Consider the following 13,319-nt stretch of genomic DNA (forward strand, 5'->3'; position numbering starts at 1 on the left):
ATACTGTTAGGGGGCAACAGCATGATCCATCAAAAGACAAACACCATTGTTATTGAAACCCTCGAAAAGTTTCCTCACAAAGTCAATATCAAGCTGGGGAAGATCCTGAAAGAACGCGGAATGACTCAAGGTGACCTGCACCGCCTCACCGGCCTGCGTGTTGCGACAATCAATGAACTTGTAAACTTCAAAAAGAAATCATTAACAGTCGCTCACTTGATATCTATCATGGCTGCCCTGAGAATTTGGGACCTTCGCGAACTGATTGAAATCGAGTTTGATGAAGAAGTGGTAGATTATTTCCGCAGTGAACGCCAGCAGATGAAAGACGGCTTCACATCAGACATGAAGAAGACCTTAGAGACAAACTTCGAGCGTATGAATCAATAACAATACTCATATATGTAAACGGCCCGCTGATGGCCGTTTTTTCTTTTTTACAGGATAAAGTAAAAAGAAATAAAGGAAATGGGCCTCTGCATCCAGAATTTAAAGCATAGGCAATGAATCTGTTAAAAATAGATGGTAAAATAGCAGGAAAATAACCGAGATAGGACATCAAAGGATTGAACCTGAGTTATAAAGGGAAACAAGAGTACGTAACCTCCTTATGGCATTCAATAAGGAAATAATGAAAGAGTGATAATGTGGGAGAAATCAAAGAGCAATATCTTTCGTATTTAAACCTGACCCTTGAACGGCCGAGCATCAACTACTTGCAGCGGCTCATCCAGCATCATCTAATTAGGATTCCATATGAAACATTCAGCAAGTTTCATTACTTTAACCAGAATAAAGAGTTTGTTCCAAGCCTGGAGCAATTTGTACATAATCTCCAAAACAGGGGATGGGGCGGAACCTGTTACACCCTGAACATCAATTTTGGACGCCTGCTCCGGGAACTGGGCTTTGACATCAAATTTGTACGTGTGAAACCCGGACACTTGGGCATCATGGTGAACATCCAGGACAGGAAGCTTTACGTTGATGTCGGCTACGGATCCCCGATCATGAAACCGGTGGAACTTGAAACCCGCAGGAAGCATATCCTGCACGGGTTTGGCGAGGAAATAACGTTCACCCAGAAAGATCAGGCACTGTATGAAATTGACCGCAAAGCCAACGGTAAGTCCTTTGTGAAAAAAGAAATAGTCTGGGTCCCGCTTGAAGAAGAGGACTTGGCGGAAGACATCAGTTCTTCCTATCAGGACAGTGAAAATAATGTTGTTATGAGGAGAATCACGGCTGTGCGTTTTCACGGCAACACTTGTTACTTTTTGCGCAACGGTACGATTAAAGCCATGACCTACCGTAACATCCGCGAGTATCAAATGCGGGATATGGATAAATGGATCAATACCGTTAATGAGATTTATCACTTTGATAAAGAATCCATTCAGGAGAGTGTCGACTTCCTGGAACAAAGGGATATAAAGATATTTACATAGACCTGTCAAAAGGATTTTCGCCTTTGGCAGGTTTTTTTGTTTGGAAAATGCAGAAATCCAAGGCTTTATTAGGGTGAAAAAATTTTTTCGGAAAAAGTGTAGGGGAAAGGGGGAGTTCGTTCGTCTATTAATATAGAGCCAGGTGAAAGGGGGGGAGAGAGTATTGGAGCAAGCGCTTGTTGAAAAGGTGAGAAACGGAAGCGACCACGCGTTCCGTGTCCTCATTGAAAAATATAAGCACCATGTTTTCCGTACAGTCTTCAGCATCCTTCGCAATCAAAAGGATGCTGAAGACGCGTCGCAGGAGGTTTTTGTGAAAATTTATACCTCTCTCCCTCAGTACGAGGATCAAGGGTTGAAAACCTGGATTACCAGAATTGCAGTCAATCATGCGATAGACTCCAAGCGAAAGACTGCCCGCCGTAATGAAGAAATGGCTGATAATCCTGCTGCCCTTCCCAAAGCAGATATACAGTTGGAGGACTATGAATCGGTAGAAGCCAAATTCGAGGAAAAGCAGCTGAGGCTCCTAGTCAGGAGGAGGCTTGGCGAGATGCCGGAGAATTATCGCAGAGTCATTCAAGACTACTACATAGAAGAGAAATCATATCAACAAATGGCGGAAGAACAGCAGGTCGGAGTGAAGACGATAGAAACCAAGCTCTATAGGGCCAGGCTCTGGATGAAAAAACACTGGAAGGAGGAAGAGTTTCGATGAAGCATGTTTCTTATGAAGAATGGCTGAAATACGTTGAGAATGAACTTAGTGAAAAAGTCCGCGAAAAGTACGAAGAGCACTTATACTCTTGTGATGATTGCATGGAAATCTATCTGACAGCCCTTGAGGCGAGCGAAACCTCCTTCCCGGGATTTTCTGAGGATCACTTTACCGATAGCATAATAGCTGACATTCAGCGTTACAAAGAGCCTGTTGAACCGGATGCCGGAAAAAAACAAAAATTTTATCAACGGGCGGCTTTCCATTATTTAATAGCTGCTGCCATGACGATTTTACTGATGTACACTGGTGTATTTCAGCAGCTGATCGGGTTTACAGAGGAGTTCGAACGTTCCTCACGCCCGTCCATTACAAACGAATTGATGAACAAAACGACTAACTTTATAGAGAACGTCGAAAAAGAAACTAGGGAGGAACAAAACTGATGAAAAAGAATCCAATTATTGCGTTTCTATTAGCATTTTTTCCGGGAGGGGGCCTTATTTATCTTGGGAAGGTGCTGAGGGGATTGTTTTATTCTGGGAGTACCTTAGGTGCCATTGTTACAGCATGGCTAATATTAATAACACACAATGGAGATGAAATGGCCATGCTAATCGTGGCGGGCGGCTTCCTTTTATATCTTATAAACATCATTGATACATCTGTCACAGCATCGAAATTATATAATAAGTCAGATACCGACAGGGAAGATACAAGTACTCCCGAATCAGAAAGGTTCTTTACCATCATTCTATCAACAGTCCCTGGACTCGGACACTTCCAGCTAGGACTGATGAACAGAGGAGTGACGTTACTGGCGGCCTTCCTGGGCATGGCAGTCATGATCATTTTTGTGACGGTCCTATCATCCCGCGGAGAATTTCTCGTCTTTTTGGCTTTCCTTCCAGTCTTGTGGGTATACAGCTTTTTTGACAGCATGCAGCAGCTTGCGAAGAAACAGCGCGGAGAAACGCTGGTCGATCAATCGATTCTGGAAGAGTTCGAGAACCGTCGGGAAGATGGAAAAAAGTCAAAATCATTGGCAACGATGCTTTCCATTTTTCCAGGAGCGGGACATCTATACCTGGGGTACCAGCGCAGAGGGATTCAATTGATGGCAGCCTTCCTGTTCTCGATTTACATTATGGATGTGATGCGGTTGGGAATCTTCCTTTTCCTAGTTCCAATCATTTGGTTTTACAGCTTTTTTGATGGCCTGCAAAAGGCATCCCGTTATGGAAAGGAACCGGTAGAAGATGTACCCCTCATTTCCTATCTCGTGAATCACCAAAAGTGGGTCGGAATCGGCCTGGTTGTGTTGGGAGTCTATTACTTGCTGACCAATATTGCGCTGCCGGTCCTTCAGCCCATCATTTATGAATATATGAATGTCGATGCTTACTTCTGGTTCGAACGGTACATTCAGACGGCTATTGTCTGCATTGTGCTAATAGGAGGCGGAATCAAGCTGTTGACAGGAAGCAAGAAGAAGGGGGAGGCTTCTCAATGAGAGTATGGAGAGTAGGATCGATTTCAATGGGGGCGGCATTGATTTTCCTCGGAGTAATGCCCTTCTGACACAGATTATGGAATGGGATGCAGCATATATTTTGACAGGGTGGTGGCCGTTCATACTAGTGGTATTGGGCGGAGAAATGCTATTCTTTATATTTTTTACCAATCAAGAGAATGGAAGGGTGAAATACGACCTGTTAAGTATCCTCTTTGTTGCAGTAATCGGTACTGCCGGGATTGGGCTTACCATTCTGCAGGCGACCGGTGTGATGGGAGCTATGCAGAACTGGATGACAGCTGAAGAAAAAACAGTGGAGATTCCGACATTTAATCAAAGTATTGAGGAAGGCATCAAGCGGGTCGTTTTGGATACCGGCCAGCAGGATCTGACCATTGAAGGAGGGACCGGCGATGAAGTAAGTATGTTCGGAACCTATCGCTCCACTTTTATAAAAGGAGAAAATAAATTGAATTCCCCGCAAGATTACCTGCACTACGAAGTGAAAGGCGACAGTCTGTATATCACGCTTAAGCAGCTTCCTGTGGATTCTAATCCATTTGGCAGCAGATATACCGAAATGAACGCAACGCTGGTAGTTCCGACAAAAGTGGGTCTGGAGGTTTTAGGGAACAATGGGTCGATTACAATGAAACCGAGACAATTGCTGAGTGATTGGTCAGTGACAGAAAGCTCCGAGGTGAATGTCATGTTGTCACAAGGAAGTGATATTAACCTTTTGGCACAGAATGTTGGAGATATAAAAGATAACGAGAATTGGAAGCTGAATCAAAAAGAAGTAACAGAATCCGGCGATGAAGGTTACGTTAAGGAGTACAATGAAAACGGAAGCTATTCCATCGGCAAGGGGACGTATAAACTCATTGTCAGCAATGCCTTTGGACTCTCTGTCATGGAGAGCAGATAGAATTACAGACTAACACCGGGACTCCCGGTGTTTTTTTGTTTGAAGAGGCTTCAAATCAAATATTCTTTTAGGAATATAATGGTAATTATTTCTCAATACGTAATTAGGTAATTTTTACTGATGCCGAATTGGAAGTGAAAAAATAGAGTTCATTAATTCCTGATAATAGAACAATAAAAGACAAATTTCCCCGGAAATATCCACGATTCCTCTTCATTTCTCCTGATTTATGACAACAGTTTTTCGCTGAGTCAATCTAACTATTTGCTCCCTTGCTTATTTAGACAGCCGAAATATTCAATCATTCCTCCTATTAACTTCCATTTTAAAACCATTTATATTGGACATGTACAAAAATTCTTACTATTAAAAACATTGGAGGAGGAAGAAGATGAAGAAAAAGCTAATTAGTGTTTCACTCTCAGGCATGCTTGCTTTGGGTGGTTTTGCAGCGACGGCAATTCCTGCAGGTGCAGTGGGGAACGGGCCTAACCCAGGAGACGGTTCTGTTCAGACTTCCATCTTAACTACATATGCGGAACTTACTGAATTCCTGAAGGTCCAGGATGCAAAGCAAGAGGCAATGGAACTCGAAGTCATCGGCCAGACGGTTAAAGGCAAGGACATTCATATGGCAAAGTATATGTCCAACCCGGACAACCCGACCATTTTGTTCCTGACCCAGCAGCATGGCAATGAGCAGCTGACAACTGAAGGGGCTCTGGAATTCATCAAACATCTTGGGACGAACAAGTTAAAAGGTGTCCTCGACAATGTGAATATTCTTGTCATCCCGATGCTTAACGCAGATGGTGCGATGGGAGACGTGAACTTCTCGCTGGAGGATTACCTTGCAGATGGGGATAGACATCTTACACGCTATAACGCCAATGAAGTGGATTTGAACCGGGAGCATGCCAAAGAGACTTCCGAGATGGAGCCGGAAGCCAGAGCGCTTCATGAGCAGGTGTTCATGAAATATGACATTGATTATATGATTGACCTTCATCACCAGGGGACTTTAAGCGGAATCAACGGTGAGTTGGTGTCAGGTTCCATGCTATATCCGACAAACCCTAATGTAAATCCTGAAGTTCTCGAAGGCTCGAAAAAATTAGGGTCCATCGTTTATGATGCTGTCAATTCAAAAGGCTGGGGCTTGATTGGAAAATATGGCGGCGGCACAGGTGAAAATATCGGCCGGAATGGTGCAGCTGTTCGATATGATATCTCGACTCTTCTTTTTGAAATGAGAGGAATGTCCGACCATTATTACGAGCCGTATATTCTTGGTCAGAAGAGCAATGGCTACCTGATCAAGCAGACGGTTGAAACATTGAGCGCAACGGTTGAAGCACTTGCGGACGGATCCGTTGAAACCGCAGATACCAGCTTCTGGGACACACTTCCTGAACAAGAGTGGATGGGAGAAGAATAATACCTTCACGTCAAGTTGCCATAAAAGCTTTGTTATAAAAAAATTGGAGGGATCTTTATTTTGAAAAAAAAGAATCTGTTCGTTACAACGACACTAGTCAGTGCCCTTGTTTTTTCTGCGTTTGCACCAACCGGCTTTGCCCATGATGATTTAGATACTTCCGGACTTGAAAAAGGAGAGGTGACCGTCTTCACGAATGAACAGCTGGAGTCGCTTGCCCTTCCGAAAGTGGAAGGTTCGAAAAATGTCAGCAACCTGACGGAAGCAGCCCAGGTTCAGATCAAGCAGATTCGTGAAGGTGTGCAGAATAATACGGCAGATGTCTATGCGCACAAAGGGTTCGCCTACATGGGGACACATACCGCAAACGGAGGCAATGGCGGAGTTCGTGTGTTTGATTTGAAAGATCCATCCAATCCTGTTGAGGTGTCTGTTTTTGCGAATGACGATGTGCCGGGGACCTGGCAGGAAAAAGTCATTGTGAAAACAGTCAATACACCACATTTTAAAGGGGATCTGGCGGTTGTAAGTGTCCAGCAGTTGAGCCGTACAGCAGATACTTCAGGAGGTTTCCTTCTTTATGATGTGACAGATCCATATAGCCCGAAAAAGCTCGGCTTCTGGGAAGTATACAGTGAAACACCGGGTACCCATGAGCTATATCTGGAAACACAGGGAGACAAAGCTTTAGTATTCGCATCCAATCCTTATGCTGACTATTACAGCCACGGGGAGGAGAAGGACTTCCAAATCGTTGATGTATCCAACCCGGCAGAACCGGAAACGCTGTGGGAGTTCGATCCGAGAATGGTAGAGGGAGTTCCTGATGACTTCAACGGCTACAATTGGAAAGATCCTCAAGGAAAATCAAGAGCTGTGTTCAACCATAGTGTGATGGTGGATGACAATGCTCAATACGCATATGTATCCATGTGGGACCTGGGGACGGTCATCTTGGATATTAAAGATCCTGAAAATCCTGTGTATCTTGGACGTACGGAATTTGCATCTGACCAGCAGGGCTCTGCACACTCTTCGACACTGGCTCAAGGAGGCAACCTCCTGATTGAAACTCGTGAGGTGTATGTACCTGTAAAACCTGGTTATGAACAATCTTATGGATACACTCGCATTTTCGATATCAAGGATAAGGCGAACCCAAAACTATTAAGCGAGTTCAAGACCGACTTAGTAGACAATGTTGAAGACGGAGTGACATTTGCAAACACTGTTCACGATCCGAAAGTAAGAGGCAATACACTTTACCTGTCACATTATGCAGGCGGTGTTTACATGGTAGACATCACGAATCCAAGCAAGCCTGTGCAAATCGGGCAGTACACACCTGACCGGGGCTATGTTTGGGGAGTGTTCGTTGACAAAAACTATGTCCTGGCATCCGACATGGGCCAAGGCCTTAAAGTGTTAACCAAAAACAATAAAGCAGCAGAATAAAAGAGAGAAGGAGGGGAACCCGGCACAAGCGGGTTCCTCTTTTCTTATGATGGCTTACCGTCACTTTCGCACACTAAATCACTAAAAGGGACAGTCCCCTATCGCGAGGTAACGCGTTAAAGCGGCGGGGGACTGTCCCCCATTGCTTTAGAGGGGTAAAGGGTTGTCATTCGCTATTAGCTTTTTTTGTTAAAAAGAGGTATGATATTTTCGGTGGATGCGTTAATATATTAAGGCATCTATTTTCATTGAAAAGAGGACGGGTTTGTAGTACCGCCTCGGGGGTAGTAGTATAGTTATTAAAATCGATTGTTGAGCTGTTCAAGGCTTTTGAAATATTAAGATAGGATGATGGGGAATGAAAAGAGCAAGAATCATTTATAATCCGACTTCAGGCCGCGAGCTTTTCAAAAAGCATCTGCCGGAAGTACTGATTAAATTGGAACAGGCTGGTTATGAAACTTCCTGTCATGCGACTGTTTGCGAAGGCGATGCAACAGAAGCTGCCCGTACAGCCGTTCAACGTAAATACGACCTTGTGGTGGCAGCAGGCGGCGACGGAACGCTGAATGAAGTCGTTAACGGACTTGCGGAACAGGAATACCGCCCCCGTCTGGGAATTGTCCCTATGGGCACGACGAATGACTTTGCGCGTGCACTGCATATTCCGAGGGACATCGGTGCAGCGGTGGATGTCATCATCAAAGGCGACACCATTCCGGTTGATATCGGACGCATGAATAGCGACCGTTATTTTATCAACATTGCCGGCGGAGGCCGGATTACGGAGCTTACGTATGAGGTGCCGAGCAAGCTGAAAACCGTGATCGGACAGCTGGCCTATTATTTGAAGGGCATCGAGATGCTTCCTTCCATCAAAGCGACCGACCTTACGATTGAGTACGATGGCAAGCTGTTTGAAGGAGAGGCCATGTTATTCCTGATCGGCCTCACCAATTCAGTTGGCGGGTTCGAGAAGCTCGCACCTGACGCATCCATCAACGACGGAATGTTCTCTCTGCTCATCTTGAAAAAGACTAATCTGGCCGAGTTCATCCGAATTGCGAGCCTGGCAGTAAGGGGCGACCATATCAAGGACCCTAACGTCATTTACACTCAAGCTAACCGGATTAAAGTGCACTCCAAGGACAAAGTGCAGTTGAATATTGACGGAGAATTCGGCGGACTGCTTCCGGTGGAATTTGAAAATCTCTACAGACACCTTGAAGTTTTCGTCCCGATCGATCAAATCCGCGAGCAGGATAAAGCGGATAGAAATTAAGCGCCTGCTTGTCTAATATACTTATAATCAAGACGCTGACCCAGTCAGCGTCTTTTTTTATGCCGGCAGCTAACGACTTCAGCTGTGCAACACTGATAAATCACCCCTTCAAATCACATACTAACCAAAACAAATAGGGGGCGAGCTTATGAAGAAAATGATATTTTTAACTCTAGTTGGTGTTTTATTTTTAACAGGCAATGTCTCTGCAAAGGAACTTGTACCAACTTCGTTAAAAACCAAATCTCTTTCCATTGTGATTGATGATTTCGGTAATAATATGCGCGGAACAAAGGAAATGCTTGAGCTTCCCATTCCCCTGACAGTTGCTGTCATGCCTCTCATGCAAACGACACAGAAGGATGCAGAGCTGGCACACCGGTTAGGACACGAAGTGATTGTCCATATGCCGATGGAGCCGGTGAGGGGAAAATCGAGCTGGCTTGGGCCTGGTGCCATAACGACAGATTTGAGCAATAAGGAAATAAGAAAAAGGGTTGAGGATGCAATCGACTCGGTGCCCCATGCCGTCGGGATGAATCACCATATGGGTTCGAAGGCAACGGCGGATGAACGAGTCATGAGGATCGTTCTGACCGTTTGCAGGGAACGGGGATTATATTATCTCGACAGCCGGACAACTCCTAAAAGTGTCGTTCCAAAACTGGCAAAAGAAATAGGGGTCCCCTTCCTGGAAAATGAATTATTCTTTGATGATATTTACACGACGTCGCATATCGCAAAACAAGCGGACCTTATCAGCAAACGATTGAAAACAGACAAAGAAATCATTGCCATCGGACATGTCGGGATAACAGGGGATAAGATGGTGAATGTCCTCAAAGAGTATATTCCGCTGTTTCTGGATGAAGCAAAAGCGGTCCCTCTTTCTGATATCATCCCGGAGTTTGAATTAATCAATGAACGATTTGAATAGTTCAGGAAACCCAGAGCCTCGTACAAACGGGGCTTTTTCTTATACAAAGATTTAATAAAACTGCAACATTAAGTTGTTTAATGAATAAACCCAATGGGAATAGGAGGGTTAGAAAAAGACAAAGGAGTTGAAGGAATGAACAACGTGAACTGGTACAATAACTTTGAGGGCTTCCTGGGGAAGATACCCGACTTTATTCTTGCATTAGTAGTTCTTCTTATCGGGTGGCTTGTTGCCAAGGGGATTGAGAAGGCGGTTTACAAACTGCTGAAAAAGACCGGAATGGACGACAAGTTATTTTCCCACATCCCTAACAAAAAGTATTCTTCTGAAAAAATCATCAGTAAAATTGTTTACTGGATTTTATTACTGATCGTATTCATCATTGTACTTAACATCCTGAACCTTAATTTAATTGCCGAACCGCTGGTGAATATGATGAATTCCATTTTCGGGGCAATTGACAACATCCTGAAAGCAGCACTGATCCTGCTCTTTGCATATGCAATTGCGATGCTGGTCAGTTTCGGGGTCCGCAAGCTTGGAAAGGCAACGAACTTCGATCATCTGCTGGTGAAATGGAATATGGCAGATACAGAGAAAGATGCTCACGAAGGCATCAATAAAACAGCTAAGGTATTGTTCTACCTTGTGCTTCTGCTATTCCTGCCTGCCGTCCTTTCAGCATTGGATATCACAGGCGTTTCTGAGCCGTTCACGGATATGGTGAACAGTATGCTTGCATTCATTCCGAAATTGCTTGCGGCTGCGCTGATTGTCCTTGTTGGCTATTTCGTTGCAAAACTGGTCCGTACAATCGTGACGAACTTCCTGCATGCTGTCGGACTTGAAAAATTAAGAGGGCGCCTTGGATTGGAGAATACTCTTGGTGGAACGACCCTTTCTTCCATCGTCGGCAACATCGTATTCATCCTGATCTTGATTCCAACTGTGATTGCGGCGTTGGAGAAGCTTGATATCGAAGGGGTTTCTGCACCGGCAATCGACATGCTTAATGATGTCCTGACAATGATCCCTAACATTGCAGTTGCCATTGTCCTTATCCTCGTTGGTCTTTGGGCCGGACGTATGGCAGGAAGATGGACAACGAATTTCCTAAATAAATTGGGCATCAATTCCCTGATGAGCAATATGAAAGTGGGAAGCTGGAAGCCAGGTGAGTCAACAGATTCATTAACCATTACAAAAATCATTGGATACATTGTTCATTTCGTCATTGCACTTCTGTTCATTGTGGAAGCACTGCAAATCGTTGAACTTGAATTCCTTGTAACATTGGCAACGGGTGTATTTGCTTACATCCCTAGCGTATTCGCGGCCATTGTCATTCTGGCTGTCGGACTTTACCTCGGGAACATTGCCAAGAAAGTGTTATCAAGCATCCTGAATGGAAACAACAAAAATGTACTGGCGACAATCGCAAAATATGCGATCATCATCATGGCCTTCTTCATGGCGCTGGATCAGCTGGGCATTGCACAATCAATTGTCAATTCTGCGTTCATCCTTGTACTCGGCGGATTGGCCCTGGCATTCGGGCTGTCATTCGGACTTGGAGGCAGAGAGTTTGCATCCAACTATCTGAGCAAAATGGAAAATAACCTTTCCGATATCTCAGTTGATAAAGAAAAAGCCAAGAGAAAAGCAGAGACAGACCAGAAAGACGACTGGACATCTTCCATGAATGAAGACGGCACCATTGACAACCAGCCAAACCGTCCAGACGATGAATTTCCTAGAAGGTAATGAATGAGAGTATATTATTGAAAAAAAGACAAACTGGACATGGTGCTTTCCATGTCCAGTTTTCCAATTCTTAATCGGGCTTTAATTTCCAAGGGTTGATTGGAGCGGAAGGCGAACGACCTCCTGCGGGACTAGCGGGACAGGTGAGACCCCACAGGCGAAGCCGAGGAGGCTCATCCAGCTCCAGCAGCCAGCACCTAGCAGATTTCGATCTCTCTCCTTCCGATAAGTCATCATCGAATCGCTATCGCTCTTCGTGATTCCTTTATCTCATGCGAGAGCTCTCCAATCTGTACGGTGCTGAACGGCTGCCTCCGCTTTTTAGTTCACCGCACGCCCCGCGGAGTCGTGCGCCTGTAGCGGAAATCAACTATTTCATTCCAGCCACCATTTCGGGATTTTGTGTACAAGATGAGGCCCGGTATTTCCGGGCCTTTTCACTGCTTAGAAAAAAGTTATAAACTGGTTATTCCAGGGGGCTCTCTTCCTAATCTGGCGTAAAAATTTCAAAAAACATCAAAGGTTTGCTAGAATAGATATGCAAAGCTAAACCGTTTACATTTTCTGTAATAATATTCATAAATAAATACATTAGTACATATGTATGAGACAGGGCATAGTGGAAAAGTCCAGGCAGTCTGCACCGGCATTACTGCATTTGATCTAGTTCCATTTGCATAAATACAAACTACCATTAATATCCGAAAAGTTAAATTATTAACAATATTATTACAAAATATGTTAAACTATCTTTGTTCTTAAAAATTTTATAGGGGTGAATGACATGAAAAAGAGAAGTTTATCATTCAGTGCTGTGATTCTTCTTGCTGTGGCTATGCTTTTAGCAGCTTGCGGCGGTGGAAGCGGCGGCGGTTCTGGTGAAGGCGGAGAAGTAGACTTTATCGGAATTGCAACAGGTGGTACTGGTGGTACATACTATCCACTTGGCGGTACATTCGCAGACATCATCAAAGATGAAACAGATTATGATTCATCAGCATCTACATCTGGGGCATCTGCTGAGAATATGGCAAGCATTAAAGATGGAGACATTGAAATTGCCTTCACGCAGACAGATATCGCATCTTATGCGACTGAAGGAACTGAAATGTTCTCTGACAATAAAGTAGATAATGCTCAAGGTATCGGTACACTATACCCTGAGACAATCCAAATCGTAACGACAAAAGGCTCCGGCATTGAGTCTGTTGAAGATTTGAAAGGGAAAGTAGTTTCTGTCGGTGAAGCTGGATCTGGTACATTATTGAATGCTACACAAATCCTTGAAGTTCACGGACTTTCACTTGACGATCTTCAAGCCCGCAACCTGTCATTTGATGATTCAACAACAGGTATCCAGGATGGTACGATCGATGCAGCGTTCATCACATCCGGAACGCCGACTGGTGCTGTAGAAGGACTTGCAGCGACTCAGGATGTAACCATTGTTCCTGTAACGGCTGATAAAGCGGATGAGCTTATCGAAAAGTATCCTTACTATGCGAAAGATACAATCAAAGGCGGAACTTACAGCAAGCTTGACAGTGATGTGCCGACAGTTGCCGTCCGTGCAATGCTTGTTACACGTTCTGATATCTCTGAAGATGTCATCTATGAAGTAACAAAAGCCATCTTCGAAAATACAGACAAGATCAGCCACGCAAAAGGTGAACTGATCAGCGCAGAAAATGCACTTCAAGGCATGGGGATCGAACTTCATCCTGGAGCTGCAAAATACTTTGAAGAAAAAGGGATTTCTCAAGACTAAATACACTTTCTTCAGGCAAGACGGAATAGGCCGATCATATCGGTCTATTCTTTTGTTATGGT

12 protein-coding genes are annotated in these 13,319 nt (G+C 44.3%); all 12 read left to right on the plus strand.

Features of this window, described 5'->3' with window-relative positions; translation table 11 throughout:
• Positions 1 to 21: 21 nt before the first annotated feature.
• The 12 genes from ACOJQI_RS02015 to ACOJQI_RS02070 all read left to right on the plus strand — a co-directional run bounded on the left by ACOJQI_RS02015 (position 22) and on the right by ACOJQI_RS02070 (position 13,257).
• Positions 22 to 390: a helix-turn-helix domain-containing protein gene (locus tag ACOJQI_RS02015; protein ID WP_421383040.1), complete on the plus strand. Its 369-nt coding sequence runs from the start codon at positions 22 to 24 to the stop codon at positions 388 to 390.
• Positions 391 to 647: 257 nt separating this feature from the next.
• The gene (locus tag ACOJQI_RS02020) at positions 648 to 1,448 is read left to right on the plus strand and encodes an arylamine N-acetyltransferase (RefSeq protein ID WP_421383042.1); all 801 of its coding nucleotides are present in this window, start codon (positions 648 to 650) and stop codon (positions 1,446 to 1,448) included.
• 163 nt (positions 1,449 to 1,611) lie between these two features.
• Positions 1,612 to 2,166, plus strand: coding sequence for a sigma-70 family RNA polymerase sigma factor (locus ACOJQI_RS02025; protein ID WP_421383044.1), 555 nt, complete (start codon positions 1,612 to 1,614; stop codon positions 2,164 to 2,166).
• Positions 2,163 to 2,612, plus strand: coding sequence for a hypothetical protein (locus ACOJQI_RS02030; RefSeq protein WP_421383046.1), 450 nt, complete (start codon positions 2,163 to 2,165; stop codon positions 2,610 to 2,612). The genes ACOJQI_RS02025 and ACOJQI_RS02030 overlap by 4 nt, the downstream gene beginning before the upstream one ends.
• Entirely contained in the window at positions 2,612 to 3,679 is a 1,068-nt protein-coding gene (locus tag ACOJQI_RS02035) for a hypothetical protein (RefSeq protein ID WP_421383048.1), read from the plus strand. The genes ACOJQI_RS02030 and ACOJQI_RS02035 overlap by 1 nt, the downstream gene beginning before the upstream one ends.
• Before the next feature lie 4 nt (positions 3,680 to 3,683).
• Complete coding sequence (locus tag ACOJQI_RS02040; protein WP_421383050.1) at positions 3,684 to 4,610, plus strand: hypothetical protein; 927 nt, start codon at positions 3,684 to 3,686, stop codon at positions 4,608 to 4,610.
• Positions 4,611 to 5,001: 391 nt separating this feature from the next.
• Positions 5,002 to 6,048, plus strand: a complete 1,047-nt coding sequence (locus ACOJQI_RS02045) for a M14 family zinc carboxypeptidase (RefSeq protein ID WP_421383052.1) — start codon at positions 5,002 to 5,004, stop codon at positions 6,046 to 6,048.
• 60 nt (positions 6,049 to 6,108) lie between these two features.
• Complete coding sequence (locus ACOJQI_RS02050) at positions 6,109 to 7,503, plus strand: LVIVD repeat-containing protein (protein ID WP_421383054.1); 1,395 nt, start codon at positions 6,109 to 6,111, stop codon at positions 7,501 to 7,503.
• A gap of 358 nt (positions 7,504 to 7,861) precedes the next feature.
• Complete coding sequence (locus ACOJQI_RS02055) at positions 7,862 to 8,785, plus strand: diacylglycerol kinase (RefSeq protein ID WP_421383056.1); 924 nt, start codon at positions 7,862 to 7,864, stop codon at positions 8,783 to 8,785.
• A gap of 148 nt (positions 8,786 to 8,933) precedes the next feature.
• On the plus strand, positions 8,934 to 9,722 hold the full coding sequence (locus tag ACOJQI_RS02060) for a divergent polysaccharide deacetylase family protein (RefSeq protein WP_421383058.1): 789 nt from the start codon (positions 8,934 to 8,936) through the stop codon (positions 9,720 to 9,722).
• A gap of 144 nt (positions 9,723 to 9,866) precedes the next feature.
• A complete protein-coding gene (locus ACOJQI_RS02065; protein WP_421385374.1) occupies positions 9,867 to 11,489 on the plus strand; it encodes a mechanosensitive ion channel in 1,623 nt (540 codons plus the stop codon).
• A gap of 784 nt (positions 11,490 to 12,273) precedes the next feature.
• The gene (locus tag ACOJQI_RS02070) at positions 12,274 to 13,257 is read left to right on the plus strand and encodes a TAXI family TRAP transporter solute-binding subunit (RefSeq protein WP_421383060.1); all 984 of its coding nucleotides are present in this window, start codon (positions 12,274 to 12,276) and stop codon (positions 13,255 to 13,257) included.
• Positions 13,258 to 13,319 lie beyond the last annotated feature (62 nt).

Source organism: Bacillus salacetis, from assembly GCF_049177075.1.
Taxonomy (GTDB): Bacteria; Bacillota; Bacilli; order Bacillales; family Bacillaceae_B; genus Rossellomorea; species Rossellomorea salacetis_A.

Excerpts from the sequence above, each read along its gene's own strand:
- ACOJQI_RS02055 (WP_421383056.1), top strand. The coding sequence starts at position 7,862 with ATGAAAAGAGCAAGAATCATTTATAATCCGACTTCAGGCCGCGAGCTT.
- ACOJQI_RS02040 (WP_421383050.1), top strand. The coding sequence starts at position 3,684 with ATGGAGAGTAGGATCGATTTCAATGGGGGCGGCATTGATTTTCCTCGG.
- ACOJQI_RS02045 (WP_421383052.1), top strand. The coding sequence starts at position 5,002 with ATGAAGAAAAAGCTAATTAGTGTTTCACTCTCAGGCATGCTTGCTTTG.
- ACOJQI_RS02070 (WP_421383060.1), top strand. The coding sequence starts at position 12,274 with ATGAAAAAGAGAAGTTTATCATTCAGTGCTGTGATTCTTCTTGCTGTG.
- ACOJQI_RS02030 (WP_421383046.1), top strand. The coding sequence starts at position 2,163 with ATGAAGCATGTTTCTTATGAAGAATGGCTGAAATACGTTGAGAATGAA.
- ACOJQI_RS02060 (WP_421383058.1), top strand. The coding sequence starts at position 8,934 with ATGAAGAAAATGATATTTTTAACTCTAGTTGGTGTTTTATTTTTAACA.
- ACOJQI_RS02035 (WP_421383048.1), top strand. The coding sequence starts at position 2,612 with ATGAAAAAGAATCCAATTATTGCGTTTCTATTAGCATTTTTTCCGGGA.
- ACOJQI_RS02015 (WP_421383040.1), top strand. The coding sequence starts at position 22 with ATGATCCATCAAAAGACAAACACCATTGTTATTGAAACCCTCGAAAAG.